The organism is Streptomyces sp. NPDC045470 (assembly GCF_040646595.1).
Classification (GTDB): Bacteria; Actinomycetota; Actinomycetes; order Streptomycetales; family Streptomycetaceae; genus Streptomyces.
In genome coordinates this window covers 142,158-166,847 of the sequence record NZ_JBEZAN010000009.1, presented here as the reverse complement: position 1 = coordinate 166,847, position 24,690 = coordinate 142,158, and the positions used below count along the sequence as shown (strand labels likewise).

At 74.9% G+C, this 24,690-nt stretch carries 4 protein-coding genes; all 4 read left to right on the top strand.

Annotated features, from left to right (window positions below; all coding sequences use genetic code 11):
- Positions 1-1,629 carry an ABC transporter substrate-binding protein gene (locus AB0A97_RS24630; protein WP_361153711.1) on the top strand — a complete coding sequence of 543 codons (1,629 nt, stop codon included), beginning with the start codon at positions 1-3 and terminating at the stop codon, positions 1,627-1,629.
- Positions 1,630-1,986: 357 nt separating this feature from the next.
- Positions 1,987-2,814, top strand: a complete 828-nt coding sequence (locus AB0A97_RS24625) for a 2OG-Fe(II) oxygenase (protein ID WP_361153709.1) — start codon at positions 1,987-1,989, stop codon at positions 2,812-2,814.
- 91 nt (positions 2,815-2,905) lie between these two features.
- Complete coding sequence (locus AB0A97_RS24620; protein WP_361153707.1) at positions 2,906-24,460, top strand: non-ribosomal peptide synthase/polyketide synthase; 21,555 nt, start codon at positions 2,906-2,908, stop codon at positions 24,458-24,460.
- Entirely contained in the window at positions 24,457-24,678 is a 222-nt protein-coding gene (locus AB0A97_RS24615; protein WP_361153705.1) for an MbtH family protein, read from the top strand. Before AB0A97_RS24620 ends, AB0A97_RS24615 begins: the two co-directional genes overlap by 4 nt.
- The last annotated feature ends 12 nt before the right edge of the window (positions 24,679-24,690 follow it).

Sequence of the window (24,690 nt, the reverse complement as noted above, 5' to 3'; positions counted from 1 at the left end):
TTGCTGAACTGGCTGTACAACACGTTCTGGGCCACCTGGATCCGCAAGGCCTGCACGGTGCTCGTCGTACTGGCCGTGGTCGTTCCCCTCGCCGTCATCATTCCGGGCCGGATCGGGGCCCCCGAATTCTGCGCCGAGGGAGTCGAGCGGAGCGCCGGTGAATGCATCGGTGTCAACGGCTCCGGTTACGACTTCGGGACCCCGGAGATCCATCAGGTGGCCGACGCGATCGGCCGGGAGAACAAGCGCATCGCCGGGGAATCGGACATCGTCAGTATCGCGATGATGCTGCCGTTGCAGCCGAAGACCGACGCTGAAAGCGCCCAGCTCCGCAGCGAACTGCAGGGCGCTTATCTGGCGCAGTACCGGGCCAACCGCTCGGAGAACAAACCGCTGCTGCGCCTGGTGCTGGCCAATCCCGGTGCCGATTACGCGCAGCAGGAAAAGGTGGTGGACCGGCTCGCGGCGATGGCGGACTCCCCGCGCGACAACCTGCGTGCCGTCACCGGCTTCAACCTCAGCCTCGACCACACGAAGAAGGCCGTCGCCCGGCTGACCGGCACACTGCGGATTCCGGTGCTCGCCAGCAGGGTCAGCGCCGATGACCTCGCCAATCCCGACGACCGAAGCGGCTCGCTCCCGTATCCGGGACTGGCCCGGGTCATTCCCACCAACCGGCAGCAGGCGGCCGCGCTCGCCAATTTCCACGGCGGACTCCGGGACGCGGAAACCGTCCTGGTCAAGGACCTCCGCCCGAACGACATCTACGACGAGTCGCTCGCCAAGGCGTTCAGCCGGCCGGAACCCGGACCGCCCGGCCCGAAGGACCAGCCGTTCACCTCGCCCGGCATCAACGACCTGGGCGACACCGGAAACGACTTCACGACGATAGGGCACAACATCTGTGCGTCCGACGCGCGGGTCGTCTATTTCGCGGGGCGCCCGGCCCATCTGCGGCTGTTCGCCCTGAAACTGGCCGAGGTCCCGTGCCACGGGAAGAAGTACACCGTCGTCAGCGGATCGGGTGCGGCGACGCTGGACCGGTACATGAGCCGGGGCGACTGGGAGGCACTGCGCGGCGACGACGGGGCGGGCGCCACGATCACCGTGCAGTACGCGGCCCCGGGGCACCCGGACGCCTGGGACGCGTCCCTGCGCACCTGGGAGAAGGAACGGCGGGCGGACACCGGCAAGGCGCCGGCGGCCGGGGACCGGCCGGCGTACCTGACGGAGCCGCAGGGCGAGCTGCGGGAACTCCGCCGCCTGATCGATCGGCAACCCGGCGGTGACATCGGGCCGGTGACCCTGGAGGACTCCCGCACGATGCTGGTCCACGACGGCGTACGCACCATCGCCTCGGCCGTCTTCCTGGCCAACGCCCAGGCCGTCGGCACGGCGGTGCCGACACGGGAACGCGTCGCCGCCCAGTGGCCACGGCTGGAGGCCCGGTACCGGGTGCGGGGCACGAGCGGCTGGATCTGCCTGACCAACGGGGGCAACGCCTACGACAAACCGGTGGCCGTCGTGAAGCTCGACCCGGGCACCCGCCGGGTGGCGTTCGTGGGGCTGGGCTGGCCGGAGAGGAAACCCCAGCCGGCCGACTGCGCGGTGCCCAGCGGCACCGGCTGAGGAGGACCGGCCCGGCCCCGGACGGACCGGGCCGGGCTTTCCTTCATCTCCGCAGTTTGTCGGAACGTCGTTCCACCGGCACTCGTCCAGAGCCGGTTCGCGGGTTCCCCCGATGGGGCGGGCTGCCGGTGAGCGCGGTGTGGCGGGCCGCGCGCCGGGAGAACCTGGTCCCGGACGTGCCCGCGGTTTTCCGGAAGCGGTGTGCAGGCGATCGGGCGCAAAAAGGCCAGGGGCAGTGCTCATATCCTCCCGCACAACCCCGGTATTCCCGTTGCCGGGGCAGGGGCGGCCGTGCGGCGTGGTGCCGGACGGCCGACGGAGTCCCCGGCTGTGCACCGCTGAGTGGAGTGTGACGATGTGACTTCGACTGTTTCCGGGCCCGGCGCAGGCGTCGCGGGTGCCGCCGCGGAAGGTGACTTCGCCCGTGAACTGACCCGGGATTCCCTGCTGCGGCTGGCTCGCCGGGAGATCACCGCCATTCACGTACCCGGCTTCTGCGACCGGCGGATCGCGGCGGAAGCGGCCCGTAAAGCCGTGCGGCACAAAGCGCTGGGAAATTATCACAAGAAATGGACGAGTACGGTGGGACGCGTGCACCTGCCGCACATCGACACGGCGTGGAATCCCGAACTGACGGCCCGTTACCACGATGCCGCGCTGCCCTCGATCCACGAGGTACGCGCGCTGTTCGCGCCGTATCTGTCCCCGGTGGACCAGGTACGTCTGCTGCTCCAGGAATGCTGGCCGGCCGGCGCCGACCTGCTCCGCCTGCGCGGCCGGCCGTGTTTCGTCGGCGCGCTGCGGGTGTTCCACCCGACAACCTCGGCCTTCCTTCCGCACAACGACCGCATCGAGCAGGAGACGGACGCCCCGGAGATCGCGGGGGTGACCGAGCAACTGGCCGCCAACGTCTATCTCCGGGTGCCCGAGGAGGGCGGCGACCTCCAGCTCTGGCGGCGCGAGCCCACGAGCGCGGAGACCCGCACGATCCTGGAGGTCGAGGGGCTGGATCCGGCGACCGTGGAACCCCCGGTCCACGTGATCCGCCCACAGGCGGGCGACCTGATCATCTTCAGCTCCCGGATGCTGCACGCCGTCACCCCGGCCCGGGACGGGCACCGCGTCGGCATGGCGGCGTTCATCGCCTGCAAGGGGACCGACGAGCCCCTGCGGTACTGGAGCTGACCGGCCGGGGCCGCGGGCCCCGCCGCGCCCGGCACCGCCGGCGGCGAAGCGCCGTCCCGACACGCGCCCGTTGTGCGAGAGGTCTACCGAAGTGACGTTCGAAGAGCAGGCCGGCCGACTGCCCGGCGCAGTGCCGGGCGGTGCCTCGGGCACCGGCCAGGGTGCCCCGCCGGCGACGCTGGGCGAGCTGTTCACCCGGCAGGCGGACCGGACGCCCGACGCCGTCGCCGTGGCGGACGAGACCGTACGGATGACGTACGCGCAGGTGGAAGCCGCCGCCAACCGGCTGTCCCGGGTGCTCCTCGGCCGGGGCGTCGGCCCCCGGCAGGTGGTGGCGCTGGCGCTGCCGCGTACGGCGGACCTGGTCGTGGCCGTCCTGGCGGTGCTCAAGTGCGGTGCGGCCTACCTGCCGGTGGACCCCGGGTACCCGGCCGAGCGGATCGCGTTCCTGCTGCGGGACGCGGCGCCCGCTGCCGTACTGACGGCGCGCGAGGTGGCGGGCGCGCTGCCCGCCGCGAGCGGCGTCCCCGTGGTCCTGCTGGACGACGACCGTACGCGGCGTCTCCTGGACCAGGCTTCGCCCGCGCCCGTCACCGACACCGACCGCGGCGGACGGCCGGACCCGCGCGACTGCGCGTACGTCATCCACACATCGGGCTCCACCGGCACCCCCAAGGGCGTCGTGGTCACCCACGCCAACGTCGTCCGGCTGCTCACCTCCACCGCGCACTGGTTCGGCTTCGGCCCGGACGACACCTGGACCCTCTTCCACTCCTGCGCCTTCGACGTCTCGGTGTGGGAGATGTTCGGCGCGCTGCTGACCGGGGGGCGGCTCGTGATCGTGTCGTACCGGGCCGGCCGGGTGCCCGCCGAGTTCCTGGCACTGCTGGCCCGCGAGCGGGTCACCGTCCTGTGCCAGACACCGACCGCCTTCGCCGCGCTGATGACCGCCGACGGCGAGCGCCCCGACGTCCTGCGGGACGCGCCGCTGCGCGTGGTCGTCCTCGCCGGAGAGGCACTCGACCCCGCCCGGCTCGCCGGCTGGTACGACCGGCACCCCGACGACGCGCCGCTGCTCGTCGACATGTACGGCACGACCGAGACCACCGTGCACGCCACCTACGCCGCCTGTGACCGGGCCGGCGCCCGCCCCGGCGCGCCGAGCGTCATCGGGGAGCCGGTTCCGGACCTCACGCTGTACGTGCTGGACGACCGGCTGGGCGAGGTGCCGCCCGGCGGCACGGGCGAACTGTACGTGGCGGGCGGCGGGCTGGCGCGCGGCTACCTGAACCGTCCCGGACTGACCGCCGGACGCTTCGTGGCCTGCCCGTCCGGCCCGCCCGGCGCGCGGATGTACCGGACCGGCGACCTGGTGCGGCGCGGGCCCGGCGGCCGTCTGGAGTTCGCCGGCCGCTCCGACGACCAGCTCAAGATCCGCGGCTTCCGTGTCGAGCCGGGGGAGGTGGAGTCCGCCCTCGCGGCCCACCCGGACGTCGCCCAGGCCGCGGTGGCCGTACGCCGGGACGCGGACGGAGGGCCCAGCCTGGTCGGTTACGTCGTGCCGCAGCCGTACCCGCGTACGAAGTCGTACCACGGGGGCACCGGGCGCGCGGCGGACACCGACGCGGCCCTGGCGGCCTGGCGGCAGGTGTACGACGACCTGTACGCGGCCTCCGGACGCCGGCCCGCTGCCCTGGGCGAGGACTTCGCGGGGTGGCGGAACAGCGCCGACGGACGGCCGATTCCGCCGGAGCAGATGCGTGAATGGCGGGACGCCACCGCCGACCGGGTGCGGGCCCTGCGGCCCCGGCGGATCCTGGAGATCGGCGTCGGCACCGGGCTCCTCCTGGCCCGGCTCGCCCCGCACTGCGAGAGCTACCGGGGCACCGACCTGTCCGCCGAAGCCGTCGCCGGACTGCGCGGCGCGCTCGCGGCGGACCCCGCACTGGCCGCCCGCACCACCCTGACCTGCCAGGCCGCCGACGACCTGCGAGACCTGCCGGAGGGCGGCTTCGACGTCGTCGTACTGAACTCCGTCGCCCAGTACTTCCCCGACGCGGACTACCTCCTCGCCGTGCTGCGCGGCGCCCTCGACCGCCTCGCGCCCGGTGGCGCCCTCTTCGTCGGCGACGTGCGCGACCTCCGGCTGAACCGCCACTTCCACACCGCACTGCAACGGCGACGCGCGGCGGCCCGAGGCGCGGCCCCGGACGACGCGGAACTGGCCGCGGCGGCCCGGCGGAGCCTCGCGCGCGACCAGGAACTGCTGATCGCCCCCGGCTTCTTCACCGCCCTGCCGCACGGGCCGCTGCCCGGGGTGAGCGCGGTGGACGTCCGCGTCAAACGCGGGCGGCACCACAACGAGATGAGCCGCTACCGGTACGACGTGGTGCTGCGCAAAGGCCCGGCCCCCGTGGTCTCCCTCGCCGACGCGCCCCGCGTGCGGTGGGGGAGCGAGGTGCCCGGCCTGCCGTCGCTGGCGAAGCGGCTGCGCACCGGCCGCCCCGGAGCCCTGCGGGTGAGCGGCATCCCCAACGGGCGCTTGGCCGCATACGGTCCGGCCGGCTCCGGACGAGAGCCCGCCGTCGATCCGGAAGAACTGCACGAGCTCGCGGACACGGCGGGTTACCAGGCGCTCGTCACCTGGTCCGAGGCGGACGACGGCAGCCTGGACGCCGTGTTCCTGCGGGGCGGGGAGGAGGGCGGGAGCGCGCCGTCCGGAACGGCACCCGTCATGGCGTACACCGATGTCCACCTCCCGGCGGTACGCGCCCGCGGCGACCTGCGCTCCCTGCGGGCGCTGACCGGCGAACCGGCCCGGCGCCGGGCCGACGCGGCGCTGGGCACCGCCGTACGCGACACCGTCGCGGCCCGGCTGCCGCACCACCTGGTCCCCTCCACCGTCCTGGTCCTCGACGCGCTGCCGATGACGGTGAACGGCAAGCTGGACCGGCGGGCGCTGCCCCAGCCGGACACGGACGTCACCCACCGTGCCCCCGGCGGACGCGCACCGCGCGACGCCCGGGAGGACATCCTGTGCGGTCTCTTCGCGGAGACCCTGTCCCTCGCCGAAGTCGGCCCCGACCAGGATTTCTTCCGCCTCGGCGGGCATTCGCTGCTGGCCACCGGGCTGGTGAACCGGGTGCGGTCGGCCTTCGGTACGGAGCTGGGCCTGCGCGCGGTGTTCGAGTCACCGACCCCGGCGGGCCTGGCCGCGCGGCTCACCGGCGGGTCTACCTGCCGTCCCGCGCTGACGGCCCGGTCCCCGCGCCCCGCCGAGCTGCCGCTGTCCTTCGCCCAGCGCCGGATGTGGTTCCTGCACCGCCTGGAAGGACCGCGCCCCACCCACCATGTGCCGCTCACCCTCGGACTCTCCGGACGGCTCGACCGGCAGGCACTGGAAGCGGCGCTGCGTGATGTCGTGACGCGCCACGAGGCCCTGCGCACGGTCTTCCCGGAGGACGGCCGGGGGCCGCGTCAGTCCGTACTGCCCCCGGAGGCCGTGCGGCTCAGGCTGACCGTCACCGGGACCACTCCGGATGCCGCGCACCGCCTGGTCGACGAGGCCGCGCGCCAAGGGTTCGACCTCGCGGCCGAACCGCCCGTACGCGCCTGCCTGTTCGTCCTGGGTCCGGAGGAGCACATCCTGTCCCTGACGCTGCACCACATCGCGGCGGACGGCTGGTCCCTGGCCCCGCTGTGGCGCGACCTCTCGCACGCCTACGAGGAGCGCCGGCACGGATGCCCGCCGTCCTGGGCCCCGCTGCGCGTGCAGTACGCCGACTACACGCTGTGGCAGCGCGACCTGCTCGACGCGGACGACGGAACCGGCAGCACCACGGCCGCCACCCAACTCGCCTACTGGACGAAGAAGCTGGCCGGACTACCGGACCGCATCGCCCTGCCCTGCGACCGGCCGCGCCCGGACACGCCCACCGGGCGCAGCGGGACCTGCCGCTTCCAGTGGGACAGCGGGCTTGCGCAAGCGGTGCGCGCGCTGGCGCGGGAGTGCGGCGCGACCCCGTCCATGGTGGTGCAGGCGGGGCTCGCCGCACTCCTGACGCGGCTGGGCGCGGGCGAGGACATCCCGGTCGGCACCCCCGTCGCGGGACGCACCGACGAGGCGCTGCACGACCTGATCGGCTTCTTCGTCAACACGCTGGTGCTGCGCGTCGACACGTCGGGCGCGCCGGACTTCCGTACGCTCCTCACCCGGGTACGCGAGACCGGCCTGGAGGCGTACGCCCACCAGGACGTGCCCGTCGAACGGGTCGTCGAGGCCCTGCGCGCGGACCGTCCGGGCGACCGCCACCCGCTGTTCCGGACGATGCTGGTCTGGCAGCACACCCCGGCCGCCGCCCCCGCCCTGTCCGGTGTCACCGCCGAGGCACGGGAGCTGGACACCGGCACCCTCGTCACCGACCTGGAGATCAGCGTCACGGAGACGCCCGGCGCACCCGCCGGGACGGGCACCCTGACCGGCGTCGCCCACTTCGACGCCGACCTATTCGACCACGCCACGGTGGAAGCCTTCCTGGAACGGCTGCGGAACCTGCTGGCGGACGGGACAGCCGACCCCGACCGGCCGATCGGTGACCTGGACGTACGCACGGCAGAGGAGTGTGACACCGCCACCGGCCCGTACGGCCGGCACGCCCTGCTGCCGGAGCTGTTCGCGCGCCAGGCGGCCCGTACACCCGGCGCCCCGGCCGTGACCTTCCGCGACACCACCCTGACGTTCGGCGCGCTCGACGCCGCCGCCAACCGGCTGGCACGGGCGCTCATCGAGCGGGGCGCCGGGCCCGAACAGTTCGTGGCACTGGAGCTGCCGCGCTCGGCGGACCTCGTCATCGCCGTACTCGCGGTGCTGAAGACCGGTGCGGCCTACGTGCCCCTGGAACCCGGCCACCCCGCCGAACGCAACGACAAGATCCTGCGTGCCGCCCGCCCGGTGCTGCTGCTCACCACCCGCACCCCGGCGGCCGTGCCACCCGTGCCGCACCTCACCTGGGACGGCCCGGAGCTTACCGACGCCCTCCGCCGGTGCTCCGACGCCCCCGTACACGACCACGAGCGCGCCTGCCCGCTGCTGCCCGCCCACCCCGCCTACGTCATCCACACCTCCGGTTCCACCGGCGAACCCAAGGGCGTGGTGGTCCCGCACCGTGCCGTCGCCCGCCTCTTCCGCGACGCCCCGCACCTGGACTTCCGCGCCGACGACGTCACGGCGCTGCTCCACTCCCACACCTTCGACCTCTCGGTCTGGGAGATGTGGGGACCACTCCTGCACGGCGGCCGCCTGGTCGTGGTGCCGTACGAGGAAAGCCGTTCCCCGGGGGAACTGCTGCGACTGCTCGTGCAAGAAGGCGTCACCCAGCTCCACCAGACGCCGACCGCCTTCGGGCAACTGACGCACGCCCTCCGCGAAGAGCCCGGCCTCGCCGGAGAACTGGCCTTGCGCCGGGTGGAACTGGGCGCCGAAGTGCTGCTGCCCCGCACCGCGCGGGAGGGCCGGGAACTGCTGCCCGGCGCGCGCTTCGTCCACGCGTACGGCCCCACCGAGACCACGGTGTTCGCCCTCACCGGATTCCTCGACGGGCCCCTGCCGGACACCCGGGCCCTGCCGCTCGGCCGGCCACTGGGCGGCACCCGTGCCTACGTCCTGGACGACGCGCTGCGCCCGGCCCCACCGGACGCGGCGGCGGCACTGTACCTCGCGGGCACCGGGGTGACGCGCGGCTACCTGGGCCGGAGCGCGCTCACCGCCGAGCGCTTCGTGGCCTGCCCGTACGGGCCGCCGGGGGAGCGGATGTACCGGACCGGGGACGTGGTCCGCCGACGCGCCGACGGTTCGCTGGAGTTCGTGGGCCGCGCGGACGAGCAGGTGAAGGTACGGGGCTTCCGCATCGAACCGGGGGAGGTACGGGCCGCGCTGACGTCGCACCCCGCGGTCGGCACGGCAGCGGTCGTCGCCCGCGAGGACCGGCCGGGCGACCGGCGACTGGTCGCGTACGTGACCCCTGCCGCCGGACGGGCCGCCGACCCGCGGGAGCTGCGACGGTACACGGCCGGACGGCTGCCGGACCACATGGTCCCCGCCGCGGTCGTCGTCCTCGACGCGCTGCCGCTGACCACCGCGGGCAAACTGGACCGCGCCCGCCTCCCACGGCCCGACCACACGGCGGCCTCCGCACACCGGGCGCCCCGGGACGACCGCGAGCGGACCCTGTCCCGCCTCTTCGCCGAGGTGCTCGGCCTCGGCACCGGCACGGCAGGCGCGGACGAGGACTTCTTCGAGCTCGGCGGCGACAGCGTCATCGCCGTCCAGCTCGTCGGCCGGGCCCGGCGGGCGGGGCTCGCCCTGACCCCGCGTGACGTCTTCCGCCACCGCACCGTCGCAGGCCTCGCCGCACGGGCGGGCGCGGCGCGGCCCGCACCCGCCGTACCCACCGGCCACGACAGCGGCCCGCTGCCCCTCACTCCCGTCATGCACGCTCTCCGGGAGTCCGGCGGGCCGGTGGCGGGCTGTCACCAGTCGGTCCTGGTGCAGGTGCCGCCCGGTCTCGGCATCCGGCACCTGGCCACCGCGCTGCGCACGGTGATCGGCCACCATGACGCGCTGCGGCTGCGGTTGAGCCGGGTGGGGGGAGTGGCGTGGACCGTGGAGGTCGCCCCGCCGGGAGCGGAGTCCGGTACGGCCGGGAGCACCGGAGCGGGCACCGGCACCGACACGGTTACCGACGCGGATCTCGTCCGCCGCGTCGACGTCACGGAGCTGGACGACGCCGCGCTCGACGCCGCCGTACGCCGCCACAAGGACGCCGCGCGGGACCGCCTGGACCCGGAGTCGGGACGGGCCGGGGGCCTCCTCCAGGCCGTCTGGTTCGACGCCGGTCCCGTCAGGCCGGGGCAACTGCTGCTGACCGTCCACCACCTCGCCGTCGACGGCGTCTCCTGGCGGGTGCTGCTGCCCGACCTGCGCGCCGCCTGGGAAGCCGCCGCGGCCGGCCGCCGCCCCGCGCTCGAACCGGTCGGCACCTCACTGCGTGCCTGGTCCCAGCGGCTCACCGACCTCGCCCAGCAGCACGACCGGCTCGCCGAACTCCCCCTGTGGACCGGCATGACCGACACCGCCGAACCACCCCTGTCCCGCCTCCCGTACGACCCGTCCCGGGACCTGACGAGCACGGTGCGGCGGCTGACCCTGGCTCTGCCGCCGGAGCAGACGGCTCCGCTGCTCGGCCCGGTGCCCGCCGCCCTCCACGGCACGACCGACGACCTTCTGATCACCGCTCTCGGTCTGGCTGTCACCGAGTGGCGCCGACGCCGTACGGGCTGCCCGGACACCACCGTCCTGCTCGACATCGAACGGCACGGCCGTGAGGACCCGGGGGACGGGAGGGAGGCGGACACCGGTACGGCGGAGACCGTCGACCTGGCGCGGACCGTCGGCTGGCTCACCAGCGTCCATCCCGTACGCCTCGACCCGGGCACCACCGACGCCGCCCGGCTCCGCTCCGGCGGACCCGCACTGGACCGGGCCTACCGGCGCGTCAAGGAACAACTGCGCGCCGTCCCCGGCAACGGCCTCGGCTACGGCCTGCTGCGCCACCTCAACCCCCAGACGGCCCCGGCCCTCGCGGGCGGCGCGCGCCCCCTGATCGCCTTCAACCACCTCGGCCGCCTCCCGCAGCAGCCCGGGGACTGGGCGCCGGTCCCGGGCTCCGGCGGCATCACCGGCGGCGCCGACCCCGGACAGCCCGCCACCCACCTCCTGACGCTGGACGCGCTGACCGAGGGCGGCCCCGGCGGGCCGGTCCTGACGGCGACCTGGTCCTGGCCCGGCGCCCTGTTCACCGAGGACGAGGTACGCGACCTCGCGGACACCTGGTCCGGCCTGCTCACCGCGCTCTCGGAGCGGGCCGCGGCACCGGACGCGGACGGCCGTACGCCCGCCGACTTCCCCCTCGTCCCCCTCACCGAGGACGAGACCGCACGGCTGACGCACGACTGCCCCGGCCTCGCCGACGTCTGGCCCCTCACCCCGCTCCAGGAAGGGCTGCTCTTCCACGCCCTGTACGACGAGCAGGCCCCGGACGTCTACACCAGCCAGCTCGCCGTGGACCTGCACGGCCCCCTCGCTCCGGGCGCGTTGCGCGCGGCGGCACAGGCCGTACTCGACCGGCACCCCGCCCTGCGTGTCGCCTTCCGGCACGACGGTCTGCGCACCCCCGTCCAGGTGGTGCCGCACCCGCGAGCCGTGCCCCTCCCGTGGACCGAGCACGACCTCACGGACCTCACCGGCGACGGACAGGCCGTCCGCGCGGACCGCATCGCCGCCGAGGCCCGCGCCACCCGCTTCGACCCGGCCCGCGGCCCGCTGCTCCGGTTCGCCCTGCTGCGCCTCGGACCCGCCCGGCACCGGCTGCTGCTGACGGTCCAGCACCTGATCCTGGACGGCTGGTCCGGGCCGCTGGTGCTGCGGGACCTGCTCGCGGTCCACAAGGCGGGAGGCGATGCCTCGGGTCTGAGCGACCCGGTGCCGTACCGGGAGTATCTGCGCCGGGTCGCCGGACAGGACCGTACGGCGGCCGAGGCCGCCTGGCGGCAGGCCCTCTCCGGTGTGGAAGGCCCGACCCTCGTGGCGCCCGGACGGGCCGCCGACGCGAGCGCGCGACACGGACACGTCCAGGCCACGCTGTCCACCGGGCTGACCACGTCCCTGCGCGCGCTGGCCCGCCGTCACGGCCTGACGCTGAACACCGTCCTGCAAGGAGCCTGGGCCGTGGTCCTACGCGGCCTCACCGGGCAGGACGACGTCCTCTTCGGCGCCACGGTCTCCGGACGGCCCGCGGACATGCCGGGCGTCGAGGGCATGGTCGGGATGTGCAACAACACCCTGCCGGTACGGGTGCGTCTCGACCCGGCCCGGTCCTTCACCCAGATCCTGATCCGCCTCCAAGACGAACAGGCCGGGCTGCTGCCCCACCAGCACATCGGCCTCACCCGACTGCACCGGCTCTGCGGGCACGACCAGCTCTTCGACACCCTCCTCGTCTTCGAGAACCTCCCGTCCGGCCCCCTCGGCACCGGTACGGGTCCGCTGCGGGCCTCGGCACCCCGGATCACCTCCGGAACCCACTATTCGCTGAGCCTCGCCGTCCTCCCCGGAGAACGGCTGGGCCTCCGGCTGGGCCACCGCTCCGACCTGTTCGACAGCAGGGCCGTGACCGCCACACTGCACCGCCTGGTACGTGTCCTGAAGGCAGCGGCGGACGACCCGGACCGGCCCGTGGGAGAGCTCCCCGTCCTCTCGCCCGGTGAGCACACCCGCGTCCTCCACACCTGGAGCGCCGCCCCGGAACCCGCCCCCGCACCGCGGACCTGGCCCGCTCTCTTCGCGGCTCAGGTGGCACGGACCCCCCGGGCCACGGCGGTACGGAGCGCCGGTACCACCCTCACCTACGCCGAACTCGACGCGGCAGCCAACCGGCTGGCACGTCTGGCCGTCCGGCACGGCGCGGGCCCCGAGCGGGCGGTGGCCCTCGCCCTGCCACGCTCCGCCGGACTGATCGTCGCGGTCCTCGCCGTCCTGAAGGCCGGAGCCGCCTACGTACCCCTGGACCCGGCCCACCCGGCCGAGCGGATCACCTGCCTGCTGCGCGACACCCGGCCGGTGCTGCTGCTCACCGACGCCGCCACCGCCCGAACCCTGCCACCGGGCCCGGAACCCCGTCTCGTCCTGGACGGCCCGGACACGCGAGCCCTGCTCGACAGCCTCCCGGACACCCTCGTCCGGGACTCCGAGCGCACCGCGCCCCTGCGGCCCCGACACCTCGCCTACATCCTCCACACGTCCGGCTCGACCGGCGGGCCGAAGGGCGTGCAGGTCCCGCACGAGGGCATCGCCGCACTCGCGGCAGCACAGACCGCGCGCTTCGGCACCGGACCCGGCAGCGTCGTCCTGCTCTTCGCCTCGCTGAGCTTCGACGCCTCGGTGTCCGACCTGTGCACCGCGCTCCTCTCCGGGGCCACCCTGGCGATCGCCCCCTCCGGCACGCTCCTCGCGGGCGGGGAACTGGCCGGCGCCGTGGCGCGGTTCGGCGTGACCCACCTGAAGCTGCCACCGAGCGTGCTCGCCGGACTGCCGTCCGGTGCGCTGCCGCGGAGCGTCGCGCTCGCGGTGGCCGGTGAGCCGTGTCCCGCGGACCTGGCGGCCCGGTGGGCCGCCACGCATCGCCTGGTGAACGTGTACGGGCCGACGGAGGCGACGGTGTGCGTGACGATGACCGGGCCGCTGACGGTGGGTGGTGCGCCGGCTGTCGGGATGCCGATCGCCGGTACGCGGGTGTATGTGCTGGATGCGGGGTTGCGGCCGGTGGCGCCGGGTGTGTTGGGGGAGTTGTACGTGGCGGGGGCCGGGCTGGCGCGCGGGTATCTGAACCGTCCGGGGTGGACGGCGGAGCGGTTCGTGGCGTGTCCGTTCGGGGTGGCGGGGGAGCGGATGTACCGGACGGGTGATCTGGTGCGGTGGCGTGCCGACGGGCAGGTGGAGTTCGTCGGGCGGGCCGACGATCAGGTGAAGGTGCGGGGTTTCCGGATCGAGCCGGGTGAGGTGGAGGCGGTCCTCACCGCCCATCCCGGTGTCGCGCGTGCCGCCGTCGTGGCGCGCGAGGACCGGCCGGGCGACCGGCGGCTCGTGGCGTACGCGGTGCCCGCGCCCGGGCACACTCCGGCGCCCGGCGCACTGCGCGAGTACGTGGGCGAGCGGCTGCCCGCGTACCTGGTGCCCTCCGCGGTCGTCGTCCTGGACACGCTGCCCCTCACCACCCACGGCAAGCTGGACCGGAGTGCTCTCCCCGCGCCCGGCGGGACCAGCACGGGGCGTGGCCCGCGCGACGCCCGTGAGGAGATCCTGTGCGGTCTGTTCGCCGACGTGCTCGGCCTGCCGGAGGTGGGAGCCGAGGACGACTTCTTCGCACTGGGCGGGCACTCCCTCCTCGCGACCCGGCTCGTCAGCCTGGCCCGCGCGGCGCTGAGCCGGGAGCTGCCCCTCCGCGCCCTGTTCGAAGCGCGTACCCCGGCCGCGCTGGCGCGGCGCGTCGGCGGCGCCGCGGCCGCCCGGCCCGCCGTCGTACGGGCCGAACGCCCTGCCCGGCTGCCGCTGTCGTCGGCGCAGCGACGCCTGTGGTTCCTGCACCGGTTGGACGGGCCCGACGCGACGTACAACGTGCCGCTGGTGCTGCGGCTGCGCGGCGCGGTGGATTCCGGGGCGCTGGCCGCCGCGCTGGGCGACGTGGTGGGGCGGCACGAGGCGTTGCGCACGGTGTTCGCCGAGGCGGCGGACGGCGAGCCGTACCAGGTGGTGCGCGACCACGACGCGGAGCGGCCGTACCTGACGGTGACGTCGGCCGGCAACGTGGCAGCCGACGCGCCCGAGGTGGCCCGTTCGGTGCGGTACGCCTTCGACCTGACCCGTGAACTGCCGTTCCGCGCCGAGCTGTTCCGGGGCCCGCAGGACGAGTCGCTGCTGGTCCTCCTCGTCCATCACATCGCGGCGGACGGCTGGTCGCTGGCGCCGCTGTGGCGGGACGTGGTGACGGCGTACGAGGCGCGGACGGGCGGGGGAGCGCCGGACTGGCGCGCGCTGCCGGTGCAGTACGCGGACTTCGCGCTGTGGCAGCGGGACGCGCTGGCGTCCGGTGGTGACGTGATGGCGCGGCAGACGGCGTTCTGGCGGCGGGAATTGCACGGCCTGCCGGAGGAACTGGCCTTGCCGTACGACCGCCCGCGCCCGGCGGCCACCGACCACCGGGGCGCGGTGGTCCGGTACCGGTGGGACGCGGAGTTGCACGGCCGGGTGGTGAAGCTGGCCCGGGAGCGCGGGGCGAGTGTGTTCATGGTGGTGCAGGCCGCGCTGGCGGCGCTGTTCACCCGGTTGGGGGCGGGGACGGACATTCCGCTGGGGGTGCCGGTCGCGGGCCGTGGTGACGCGGCGCTGGACGAGGTGGTCGGCTTCTTCGTCAACACACTGGTGCTGCGTACCGACACCTCCGGCGACCCGTCGTTCGGCGCCTTGGTGGACCGGGTGCGGGAGACGGGCCTGCGGGCCTACGACCATCAGGACGTACCGTTCGAGCGGCTGGTCGAGGTGCTGAACCCGGGCCGCTCGGCCGGCCGCAACCCGCTCTTCCAGGTCGCCCTCGCGGCGAACGGGACGGATCGTGCCGGGTACGGCCTCCCGGGCGCCGAGGCCGAGGAGGTCCATGTCTCCACCGGCACCGCGAAGATGGATCTGACCGTCACCGTACGGGAGTGCCGGGACGCCGGGCGGGCTCCGGCCGGAATCGAGGGGGAGGCGGAGTTCCGCACGGCCCTGTTCGACCGGGCCACCGTCGAAGGGCTGCTCACGCGCCTGCGCAGGCTGCTGGAAGCGGCCGTTACGGATTTTGACCGGCCCATCGGCAGCCTGGAGATCCTGACCTCCGCCGAGCGGGACGCACTGCTGGGTACCGCGGACCACACCTTCCGCGCCCTGCCCGCCGCGACGCTGCCCGAACTCTTCGAGGCCCAGGCGGCCCGCACCCCCGGCGCACCGGCGGTCACCTCACCGGACGCCCGGCTCACCTACGCGGAACTGGACGCCCGCGCCAACCGCCTGGCCCGGCTGCTGGCCGCCCGGGGCGCGGGCCCGGAAGGCGTGGTGGCCCTGGCCTTGCCGCGCTCCGCCGACCTGGTCACAGCCGTGCTCGCCGTCCTCAAGACAGGCGCCGCCCACCTCCCCCTCGACCCCGCCCACCCGCCCGCGCGCATCGCCTTCCTGCTCCGCGACGCGGCCCCCGCCCTCCTGATCACCGACCACGCGACCGGCGCCGCGCTGCCCGGCACGTCCGTACCCCGCCTCCTCCTGGACTCGGACGCCACGGAGCGTGCCCTCGCGGACCTGCCGGACACCGGCCTCACCGACGCCGAGCGGACGGCCCCCGCCCTCCCCGACGGCCCCGCCTACGTGATCCACACCTCCGGCTCCTCCGGGACGCCGAAGGGGGTACTGGTCTCCCACCGCGGCGTCGCCGCCCTCGCCGCGACGCAGCGCGAACGCCTCGGCGCGGGGGTCGGCAGCCGGGTGCTGGCCTTCGCCTCGCCCAGTTTCGACGCGTCGTTCTGGGAACTGTGCCTGGCCCTGCTCACGGGCGCCTGTCTCGTCACCGTGCCCCCGGACCGCCTGCTGCCGGGCACCCCCCTGGCCGCGACCGTGGCCGCGCACGGCGTGACCCACCTGACCCTGCCGCCCTCGTCCCTGGCGGCGCTCGCCCCCGGCAGCCTCCCCGAGGGCGTCACGCTCGTGGCGGCGGGCGAGACCTGTCCCGCCGCACTGGTGGAGCGCTGGGCGCCGGGCCGCTCGATGGTCAACGCGTACGGGCCGACGGAGGCGACGGTGTGCGTGACGATGACCGGGCCGCTGACGGTGGGTGGTGCGCCGGCTGTCGGGACGCCGATCGCCGGTACGCGGGTGTATGTGCTGGATGCGGGGTTGCGGCCGGTGGCGCCGGGTGTGTTGGGGGAGTTGTACGTGGCGGGGGCCGGGCTGGCGCGCGGGTATCTGAACCGTCCGGGGTGGACGGCGGAGCGGTTCGTGGCGTGTCCGTTCGGGGTGGCGGGGGAGCGGATGTACCGGACGGGTGATCTGGTGCGGTGGCGTGCCGACGGGCAGGTGGTCTTCGTCGGGCGGGCCGACGATCAGGTGAAGGTGCGGGGTTTCCGGATCGAGCCGGGTGAGGTGGAGGCGGTCCTCACCGCCCATCCCGGTGTCGCGCGTGCCGCCGTCGTGGCGCGCGAGGACCGGCCGGGCGACCGGCGGCTCGTGGCGTACGCGGTGCCCGCCGACGCCACCCCACGGCAGCCGGACGGCAGCGCGCCGGACCTCCCCGACGTGCACGCCTTCCTCGGCGCCCGGCTTCCCGGCCACCTGCTCCCGGCCGCGATCGTGTTCCTGGACGACCTGCCGCTGACGGCCAGCGGCAAGCTGGACCGCAGGGCCCTGCCGGCCCCGGACGCCGGCGACCGGCCCGCCGGCCGTACCCCCCGTCCTTCCCGCCCGGCCCGCACACCCGAAGAAGAAGTGCTCCGCGGCCTGTTCGCCGAGGTGCTCGGTGTGCCCGAGGTCGGCGCCGAGGACGGCTTCTTCGCGCTCGGCGGCCATTCCCTGCTCGCCACCCGGCTGGTCAACCGGGTCCGCACCGTCCTGGGCGCGGAACTCGGACTCCGCGCCGTCTTCGAGACGCCCACCCCCGCCGCCCTGGCCACCCGGCTCGGCGCCGTGGCCCGGCGCCCGGCGCTCCGCCCGCTGCCCCGGCCCGCCCGCGTGCCGCTGTCGTCCGGCCAGCGGCGGCTCTGGACGCTGCACCGGATGACGGGACCCGACGCGACGTACAACGTCCCGCTGGTGCTGCGACTGCGCGGCGCGCTGGACGCCGACGCGCTGGACGCGGCGCTGGGGGACGTACTGGAGCGGCACGAGGTGCTGCGGACGGTGTACGCCGAGGCGGCGGACGGCGAGCCGTACCAGGTGCCGCGCCCGGCCCGCGGCCCCTTCCTCGTCCGGACGCCGGCCGCGCACCGGTCCGCCGACGCGCTGGCGCGAGCGGTACGCCGCGCGACGCGCCACGCGTTCGACCTGGCGAAGGACCACCCGTTCCGCGCCGAGCTGTTCTCGTGCGCCGGAGACGAGTCGGTGCTCGTGGTCGTGGTGCATCACATCGCGGCGGACGGCTGGTCGCTGGCGCCGCTGTGGCGGGACGTGGTGACGGCGTACGAGGCACGGGCGGCCGGCCGCGCCCCGGGCTGGGACAGGTTGCCGGTGCAGTACGCCGACTTCGCACTGTGGCAACGGGAGGCGCTGGAGGACGGCGGGAGCGCGGCACGGCACGTCGAGTTCTGGCGGGAGGAACTGCGCAATGCCCCCCACCAGTTGACGCTGCCTTACGACCGTACGCGTCCGGCTGCCACCGGCCACCGGGGCGCGGTCGTGGCGTTCCGCTGGGACACGGAACTGCACGGCCGCGTCACGGAGCTGGCCCGACAGCACGGGGCGAGCGTGTTCATGGTGGCGCAGGCCGCCGTCGCGGCCCTGCTGACCCGGCTCGGAGCAGGGACGGACGTACCGTTGGGCACCCCCGTCGCCGGCCGGACCGACGCCGCGCTGGACGATCTCGTCGGCTTCTTCGTCAACACGCTGGTGCTGCGCACCGACACCTCCGGCGACCCGTCGTTCCACGAGCTGGTACGGCGGGTACGGGAGCGTGACCTGCGGGCCTACGCGCACCAGGACGTGCCCTTCGAACGGCTCGTCGAGGCGCTGAACCCGGACCGTGCCGCCGGCCGCAACCCGCTCTTCCAGGTCGCCCTGGCCGTGGAGGCGGCATCCGGCGACGCGCTGACCCTCCCCGGAGTCGCGGTCCGGCGCGACGAGGCGCACACCGGCACCGCCAAGTTCGACCTCTCCTTCCGCCTCACCGAACGGCGGGGGCCCGGCGGGCGGCCCGCCGGGATCGACGGTTCGGTGGAGTTCGCCACCGCCCTCTTCGACCACGGCACCGTCGAAACCCTGGCCGTACGGCTGCGCCGGCTCCTGACGGCGGTCCTCGCACGGCCCGAGCGGCCCATCGGCGAGGCGGACATCCTCTCCGCGGGCGAGCGCCGACTGCTGCTGCACCGGTGGAGCGGCCCCGCCCGCGGACTGCCGACGGGGCTGCTCCCCGCGCTGTTCGAGGCACGGGTCGCCGGGGACCCCGACGCGCCGGCCGTCGTCGAAGCGGACCGGACGACGACGTACGCGGCGGCCAACACCGACGCCAACCGCCTTGCCCACCTCCTGATCCGCCACGGCGCGGGCCCGGAGCGCGTCGTCGCCCTCGTCCTGCCGCGGTCCGCCACGGCCGTCCGCGCCGTCCTGGCGGTGGCCAAGACGGGCGCCGCACACCTCCCCGTGGACCCCGCGCTGCCGCACGAGCGGATCGCGTACCTGCTGCGGGACGCCGCCCCCGTACTCGTCGTGACCACCGCCGACGCCGCCCGCAGGCTGCCGCCGGACGGGCCGCCGTGCCTGGTCCTGGACGCCGACGCCACACTCCGGTCCCTCGCCGGGCAGCCGGACCACGACCTCGCCGACGGCGACCGGCGCACACCGCTCCTGCCCGCGCACCCGGCCTACGTCATCCACACCTCCGGCTCGACCGGCCCGCCCAAGGGCGTCGTGGTCACCCACACGGGCCTGCACGCCCTCGCCACCGCCCAGGTGGCCCGCTTCGGCCTGCGACCCGGCAGCCGGGTGCTCCAGCTCGCCTCGCCCGGCTTCGACGCGTCGCTCATGGAGACGCTGATGGCTTTCGCGTCCGGCGCCGCCCTGGTCGTGCCGCCGCCCGGTCCGCTCGGCGGCGACGCGCTCGCGGAGTTCCTGGCCCGGGAGCGCGTCACCCACTGCCTCGTACCGCCGTCGGTGCTGGACACCGTCCCGTACGCGCCGCTGCCCGACCTGGAGACCCTGGTCATCGGGGGCGAGGCGGGCACGGCCGGGCTGGTGGCCCGCTGGTCGCCCGGCCGCCGCATGATCAACGCGTACGGCCCGACCGAGGCGACGATCTGCGCCACCCTCAGCGAACCCCTCTGCGGCGACGGCATCCCGCCGATCGGCGCGCCCGTCACGCACAGCCGGGCCTACGTGCTGGACGCGGCGCTGCGGCCGGTACCGCCGGGCGTCGCGGGGGAGCTGTACCTGGCGGGCGCCGGACCGGCGCGCGGGTATCTGAACCGTCCCGGGCTGACGGCGGAGCGGTTCGTGGCGTGTCCGTTCGGTGCGGCAGGGGAGCGGATGTACCGGACGGGCGACCTGGCGCGGTGGCGCCTCGACGGTCAGCTCGAGTTCGTCGGGCGGGCCGACGACCAGGTGAAGGTACGGGGCGTCCGGATCGAACCGGGCGAGGTGGAGGCCGCCCTCACCACGCATCCCGCCGTCGCCCGCGCCGCCGTCGCCGTCCGTACGGACGCGTCGGGCACCGCGCGGCTCGTCGGATACGTGGTCGCCGCACCGCGGCACCCGGCTCCCGCACCGGGCGCCCTGCGGGAGTTCCTGCGCGCCCGGCTGCCCGAGCACCTGGTCCCGGCCGCCGTCGTCCTCCTGGACACGCTCCCGCTGACGGCCGCCGGCAAGCTCGACCGGCACGCCCTCCCCGGCCCCGCCTTCCCTCCGTCACTCGCCGGACGTGCGCCGCGCACACCCGAGGAAGAGGTGCTGTGCGGCCTGTTCGCCGAGGTGCTGCGGCTGCCCTCGGTCAGCCCGGACGACAGCTTCTTCGACCTCGGCGGTGACTCCCTGCTGGCCACCCGGCTGGCCGGACGCATCCGCTCCGCCCTCGGCACCGAACTCGACCTCCGCACCTTCTTCGCCTCCCCGACCGTCGCCGGTACGGCCGGACGGCTGCGCACCACCCGTCGGGCCCGGCCCGCACTGCGCCGGATGCCCCGGCCGGAGGCGGTACCGCTGTCCCCCGCACAGCGCCGCCTCTGGTTCCTGCACCGCATGGAGGGACCGAGCGCCACGTACAACATCCCGCTGGCCATGCGGCTCACCGGCCCGCTGGACGCCACCGCGCTGCGCACCGCGCTGGTGGACGTGACGGAACGGCACGAGGTGCTGCGGACCGTACTGCCCGAGACCGACGGCGTACCACGGCAGACGGTGCTCGGCCGGGACGCCGCGCTCGCCGTCGTGACCGTCACGGACGCGACCGGCTGGGACGAAGCCGAGGTGACGGAACGGGTCAGCGCGGCGGCCCGCCGCTCCGCCGACCTGACCCGCGAACTCCCGCTCCGCGCCGACCTGCTCGTCCTCGGCCCCGAGGAGCACGTCCTGGTCCTCGTCCTCCACCACATCGCCGCCGACGGCTGGTCGCTCGGCCCCCTGTGGCGCGACCTGGCCCACGCCTACGCCGCCCGCCGTGCCGGCCGCCCGCCCAGCCTGCCGCACCTGCCCGTCCAGTACGCCGACTACGCCCTCTGGCAGCACGAACTCCTCGGCGACCCCGCCGATCCGAACAGCCTCCTCGCCGAACAGCTCGCGTACTGGACCGAGCACCTGCGCGGCCTGCCCGACCAGCTCACCCTGCCCACCGACCGGCCGCGCCCGGCCGTCCCCGCGGGACGCGGCGAGGTGCTGGCCTTCTCCTGGGACGCGACCGCTCACCAGCGGCTCGCCGCACTCGCCCGGGACTGCGGGGCGACCGTGTTCATGGTCGTCCAGGCCGCGCTGGCGGCGCTGCTGACCCGGCTGGGCGCCGGGACCGACATCCCCCTCGGCACCCCGGCCGCCGGGCGGACCGACCAGGCGCTCGACGACGTCGTGGGCTTCTTCGTCAACACCCTCGTCCTGCGGACCGACACCTCCGGCGACCCGACCTTCCGCGAACTGATCACCCGGGTACGGGAGGTGAACCTCGCCGCGTACGCCCACCAGGACGTCCCCTTCGACCGTGTCGTGGAAGCGCTCAACCCGCCCCGCACGGCCGCCCGCCACCCGCTCTTCCAGACGCTGCTGACCTGGCAGCCCGCCACCGTCCGTGAACGGGAACTGCCCGGCGTCACCGTCACACCGCTGCCCGCCGGCACCGGGACCGCCCGGCTCGACATGGAGATCAACGCCACCGAACACCGCGCACCCGACGGCACCCCCGCCGGTGTCGAGGCGAAGATCGAGTTCAGCACCGACCTCTTCGACCGCCCCACCGTCGAAGCCTTCGCGGCCCGGCTGCGCCGGATCACCGACACCGCGGCGGACGACCCCGGCCTGCGGATCAGCCGGGCGGAGCTCCTCACCACCCGCGAACGGCACACGCTGCGCGCCCTGAACGACACCGCGCACGGCGTCCCCGACCTGGTCCTGCCGCGCCTCTTCGAGGACCAGGCGGCCGCCACCCCCGACGCGCCCGCCCTGATCTGCGACGACCGCACCCTCACCTACGCCGGGCTGAACGCCTCGGCGAACCGCCTGGCCCGCCTGCTCGTCGCCCGCGGAGCCGGGCCCGAAAGCGTCGTCGGGCTGGCGCTGCCCCGCACCCCCGCCATGGTCACCGCCGTCCTCGCCGTGCTCAAGGCGGGCGCCGCCTACCTGTTCCTGGACCCCGGCTACCCCGCCGGACGCCTCGCCTTCATGCTCGGTGACACCCGTCCCGTCCTCCTGGTCACCGACCGCGCCACCGCGCCGGGGCTGCCCGTCACGGACGTCCCGCGCCTCGTCCTGGACGACGCGGCGGACGGCGATCGCGACGACGGGCCGGCCGGGGACGCCGACCTCACCGACACCGACCGGCGCGCCCCCCTCAAGCCGCTGCATCCCGCGTACGTCATCTACACCTCCGGCTCCACCGGCACCCCCAAGGGCGTCGTCGGCCTGCACCGGGGATGCGTCAACCGCCTGCTGTGGTGCGGCCGCACCTACCCCTGGCATGCCGGGCAGCCGGTGCTCGCCAAGACCACCCTGAGCTTCATCGACGGCACCACCGAACTCCTCGGCGCCCTGCTGCACGGCGCGCCGGTCGTCCTCGCGGACTCCCTCACCGCCCGCAGCCCGGCCGGACTGGCCTCCCTCGCGGCCCGCCACCGCGCCACCCGCATCACTGTCGTGCCCAGCCTGCTGGCTGCCCTCCTGGACGGCGACACCGGCCTGCTGACGACCTGCCGCCTGTGGGTGACCAGCGGCGAGGCCCTGCCGCCCGCCCTCTCCCAGCGGTTCGCCGAAGCTCTCCCGGACGCCCGTCTGGTCAATTTCTACGGCGCGTCCGAAGCCAGCGGCGACAGTCTGCACGCCGTCGCGCACGGCCCCGACGTAGCCGCCGGACGGCCCGTCTGGAACACCCGCGTACACGTCCTGGACGCCGCCCTGCGCCCGGTTCCGCCGGGTGTACCGGGCGAGATCCACCTGACCGGCGCCGGTCTGGCCCGCGGCTACCTGCGCCGCCCGGCGCTCACCGCCGAACGCTTCGTCGCCGATCCGTACGGCCCGCCCGGCGCACGCATGTACCGGACCGGCGACCTGGGGCGGTACCGCCCGGACGGTGTCGTGGAGTACCTCGGCCGGGTGGACGACCAGGTGAAGATCAACGGTGTACGGATCGAGCTGGGTGAGGTGCAGGCCGCGGTGCTCGCCCACCCGGACGTGGCGCGTGCCGCCGTGGCCGTCCGCGAGGACAGCCCCGGCCGCCGGCAGCTCGTCGCGTACGCCGTGCCCGCTCCCGGTACGGAGCCGCACCCCGCCCGGGTACGGAGCTTCCTGCGGGAACGGCTGCCCCGGTTCATGGTTCCGGCCGCCGTCGTCCTCCTGGACGTACTGCCGCTGACCGCCAACGGCAAACTGGACCGGCGAGCGTTGCCCGCCCCCGTCTTCACCGCGACGGAGGGCGGCCGGCCGCCGGGCACGCCGCCCGAGGAGCTGATGAGCGCGCTCTTCGCCGAAGTGCTCGGCCTGCCCTCCGTGGGCCCGGACGACGGCTTCTTCGACCTCGGCGGCGACTCGCTGCTGGCGGCCCGCCTCACCAGCCGCGTCCGCGCGGTCTTCGGCGCCGACCCGGGCCTGCGCGCCCTGTTCGCGGCCCAGTCGCCCGCCGGACTGGTACGGGCCCTGGACACGGGGGACGGCGGGGGAACGGCGGTGGACGGGGGCACTGCGGCGGGTGAGGGTACGGCGGCGGACGGCGGGGCCGCCTCGACCGCCGGTGCCCTGGACGTCCTGCTGCCGCTGCGCCCACGTGGCAGCCGCCCGCCGCTGTTCTGCGTCCATCCCGCGTCGGGCATCAGCTGGCCGTACGCCGGACTCATGCGCCACCTGGACGACCGTCCCGTCTACGGACTCCAGGCACGCGGACTGACCGAACCCGGCGCCCGCCCGGCGACCATCGCGGACATGGCCGCCGACTACCTGGAGCAGATCCGCACCGTCCAGCCCACCGGCCCCTACCACCTGCTCGGCTGGTCCTTCGGGGGCGCTGTCGCCCACGCCATGGCCGTCCGCCTCCAGGAACAGGGCGAGAACGTGGCCTTCCTGGCCCTCCTGGACTCCGCGCCCCTTCCCGTCGACCCCGGCCGTGCACTCCCGCACCACACGGCCCAGGACGTGGCCGCCCTGTTCGTCGACTCGGTCGGCTGCGCCGACACGCGGGAGGCGCCCGACGCCGCCCGGGCGGCGGAGATCCTGCGCGGCCAGGGCAGCGCACTGGCCGCCCTGCTGGCGGAACCCCTGGTGACGGCCTTGGCGGAGACCCTGACCGACAACACCCGGCTGCGCTGGTACACCTTCCGGCCCGCCGTCTTCGAGGGCGACCTGCTGCTCTTCAAGGCGGAGCCCGAACGCGGCGAACCGCACTGGTCGGCGGAGGGCTGGCAGCCGTACGTCTCCGGTGCCGTGCTCACCCACGACGCATGCTGCGAGCACGGGCACATGATGCAGCCGCACGCCCTCGCCCGGATCGGGCCCGTGATCGCCACCGCACTGGACAGGGCGACACGGCCGTACGACCACCCGGACGGACCCTGTCCCGAAGAACGACCGGTCCGTGACCGCACCCCGACACACCCGCCAAGGAGCCGCACGCCATGACCAACCCGTTCGAGAACCCGGACGCCGCCTACCTCGTCCTCGTCAACGACGAGAACCAGTTCTCTCTGTGGCCCGCCGCGGCCGAGCTGCCCGGCGGCTGGACCGTCGTGCACGGTGAGGACACGCGGCAGGGCTGCCTGGACCACGTGACGGAGCACTGGACGGACATGCGCCCGAAATCCCTCGCCGACAGGATGGACGCGGCCACGCCGGACTGACCGGTACGGATC

Coding starts and splice junctions, on each gene's coding strand:
- AB0A97_RS24615 (WP_361153705.1), top strand. CDS start 24,457: ATGACCAACCCGTTCGAGAACCCGGACGCCGCCTACCTCGTCCTCGTC.